Below are 2,740 nucleotides of genomic sequence, written 5' to 3'. Positions count from 1 at the left end.
TCTGGAGGCCAGCACGACGGCGCGCTTCGAAGCGTCGGCCAAGACAGGCAAGGTCCGCAGGTTCAAGGAGTTCGTTGACGGCGCCCGCGGCGCGGCCGGGCCGGCAGCACTCAGGCGACTATAACGGGCGCAGAGCCGACCCTGCGGCTTCCAGACATTGTCGTGTACAGCTTCAGACCCTCAAGCCGAGCCCGCAGGGCCTCGCTTACCTTTTACGGGGCGGCGGTACGTCCAAGCCGCTTCAACAGTTAAGAATTTCGCAAAGACGATACCCCCGGATCGTCGAGCTTCCGCTGCCACTTCCCGCATTCGCCGAGGCGGTCAATGACCCGCCCTTCACAATAGTTATCCGGCAAGCATCTGGATGCGAGAGATAATGTTGCCGGAGGCATCTCTCATGGCTTCTACACCTGCCTGAACGCCAGAACCGCGTTCGTGCCGCCAAAGGCGAAGGAGTTGCTCAGTGCCACGCGCACCTTGCGCTCGCGTGCCACATTGGGCGTGACGTCGAGATCGCAATCGGGGTCCAGCTCACGATAATTGGCAGTCGGCGGCACGACGCTCTCGCGGATAGCCATCACGCAGGCGATCAACTCGAGCGCGCCGGACGCGCCGAGGCAATGCGCGTGCATGGACTTGGTAGAAGAAATGGACATTGAGAAGGCGTGCTGACCGAAGACGCGCTTGATCGCCGCCGTCTCGATCTGGTCGTTGGCCTTGGTGCCGGTGCCGTGCGCGTTGAGATAGTCGACATCCTCGGCGTCCAGCCTGGCATCGGCAAGGCAGGCCCGCATTGCTGCCTCCGGCCCCTCGACAGTCGGCGCGACGATGTCGGACGCATCGGCGGAAAGGCCGGCACCGGCAATTTCGGCAAGGATGGTGGCGCCCCGAGCCAGGGCATGCTCGTAGCTTTCCAGCACCGCCATGCCGGCGCCTTCACCAAGCGACAGGCCCTGGCGATCGGCCGAGAATGGCCGGCAAGTATCGGGCGAAAGCACGCGGATCGCTTCCCATGCCTTCAGCACACCCCATATGAGCGGCGCTTCGCTGCCGCCGGCAAGCATCACGTCGGCCCGGCCGAGCCTGATCTGGTCCACCGCGCAGGCAATCGCATGGTTTGCCGAGGAACAGGCGGACGTGACGCCGAAGACCGGCCCGCGCAGGCCGAGACTCATGCTGACCTGGCCGGCAGCGGCACCCGGCATCGCCTTGGGTACAGTCAAAAGAGCGGCACGCTTACCGCCCAGAAGGATGGCGCGGTAGGTTTGCTCGATCGCATCCCACCCGCAGCCGCCAACGCCCACCGTCGCACCGAAGCGATAGCTATTTCCCTCTTTGGAGGAAAGTCCGGCCTGACGCATGGCTTCGCGCGCCGCAAGCACAGCGAGCAGGCTGAAGCGGTCCATGGAGATGAGTTGCTTGCCGTCGATGTCATGCTCCGGCAGCGCCTTGATCTCGGCACCGATCCTGACCCTCAATTCATGGAGCTCGGAGTTGACGATTGGGCCGATGGCGGAGCGGCCTTCTCGCATCTCTGTCCAAATGGCGGCGGCGTTGGTCCCAAGCCCGCAAATCCCGCCAATCCCAGTAATCACGACGCGCCTGTCCATTCACACCCCCTTAGCGAGCAAGCTGCGCACGGCTTCCACCATGTCCCCAACATTCTGGAGATCCGACCATGCCTCGGCCGTATTCATCTCGATCTCGATGCCGTAGGCCTGCTCCAGGTCCCAGAGAACGTCCGCCAATCCCAGTGAATCGATACCGAGCGAAGTCAGTCCCGTGGCAGCCGTTATCTCGCCGCCTGTGGCAGGCGCTATGCCGCCCTCCGACGCGGCGCGCTTCTTGATCATGGCGATTATTTCGTTGGCGAGTTGATCTGCCATCTTGTTCCTTTCCAGCTTGCGTTTTCGGCGTCGTTCAAAACCCGAGTCGCGTCGCGTTGCCAAAATTGCCCCTCATAGAGCCTGTGCGACCGACCAAGCCCAATGCCCATAGGAACCGGACGAGTTCCGGCTTCTGCGGCGTCAGCCCGATGACGAAGAAAAGTCGCCGGCCCTCCCGCTTTTGCGCCAGCACATCAAGAATCTGCGTGTAAATGGATAGGAACCGTCGTCAAACGTCAGCTAAACGCTGCGACGGTGGGTGCTGTCAGCGTATTCACTCGGCACCTCATATGTAATCGAGATGTTTCATAGCTCCGGACCAGTTGCGATCAACTATTGTACCGGTCCGCCATTCGTCGGAGAGTTCGACATGATCGGAGCGCTGCCTCTCATTCCCAGTACAATCTCCACCGCACTCGACAGATTTCCTCTTTCGGGCTCTTCTCAAGGGACTCGCCACGCGATAGAGGCAGTGATCGGCGCACGTGAGGTCCTGCCAAGTCCATGCGACATTCCGGAAAATTGGTAAAATCGTTTGTTTCAATCAAATGCATCCACGCTATGGATAGCTAAGACATGCGTTTCAAAGGGCTCGATCTGAATCTTCTCGTCGTTCTCGACGCGCTGCTGAGCGAGCGCGGCCTCACGGCGGCGGCACGCCGCATCAACCTAACCAAATTCATGGGGGTTGGTGGATGGGGCGCAAGCCGTTGAAATGACGTAGGATTTGGTTGCTTAAGCCGATCCGAACCATTTCCCGGAGACCACACCCACCATGAACGATCTTGCGCTGCCGCTGAGCGGTTTGTCATCAGTCGGCGGCAAGTCCGTCGTCGCCCGTTTCGACGGCGGCA

2 protein-coding genes and 2 pseudogenes are annotated in these 2,740 nt (G+C 61.1%); 2 read left to right on the top strand and 2 right to left on the bottom strand.

Going from position 1 to position 2,740, the window contains the following annotated elements; all coding sequences use genetic code 11:
• Positions 1-253 precede the first annotated feature (253 nt).
• Positions 254-418: pseudogene (locus NKH01_RS35040) on the top strand (LysR family transcriptional regulator); the annotation flags it as partial.
• On the opposite strand, the gene NKH01_RS35035 reads toward NKH01_RS35040, so the two are convergent.
• Complete coding sequence (locus NKH01_RS35035; protein WP_352453892.1) at positions 405-1,610, bottom strand: beta-ketoacyl-[acyl-carrier-protein] synthase family protein; 1,206 nt, start codon at positions 1,608-1,610, stop codon at positions 405-407. The pseudogene NKH01_RS35040 and the gene NKH01_RS35035 sit on opposite strands and share 14 nt — an antisense overlap.
• On the bottom strand, positions 1,611-1,886 hold the full coding sequence (locus NKH01_RS35030) for an acyl carrier protein (protein WP_023679611.1): 276 nt from the start codon (positions 1,884-1,886) through the stop codon (positions 1,611-1,613). It lies immediately after the preceding gene.
• A 576-nt stretch (positions 1,887-2,462) separates the two neighbouring features.
• Between NKH01_RS35030 and NKH01_RS35025 the strand changes: the two are divergent.
• A pseudogene (locus NKH01_RS35025) lies at positions 2,463-2,564 on the top strand (LysR family transcriptional regulator); the annotation flags it as partial.
• Positions 2,565-2,740 lie beyond the last annotated feature (176 nt).

The sequence above is a fragment of the Mesorhizobium sp. M1403 genome (genome assembly GCF_040317695.1).
Taxonomy (GTDB): domain Bacteria; phylum Pseudomonadota; class Alphaproteobacteria; order Rhizobiales; family Rhizobiaceae; genus Mesorhizobium.
The sequence above is the reverse complement of the archived record's forward strand: the minus strand, read 5'-3'. Positions and strand labels throughout refer to the sequence as shown.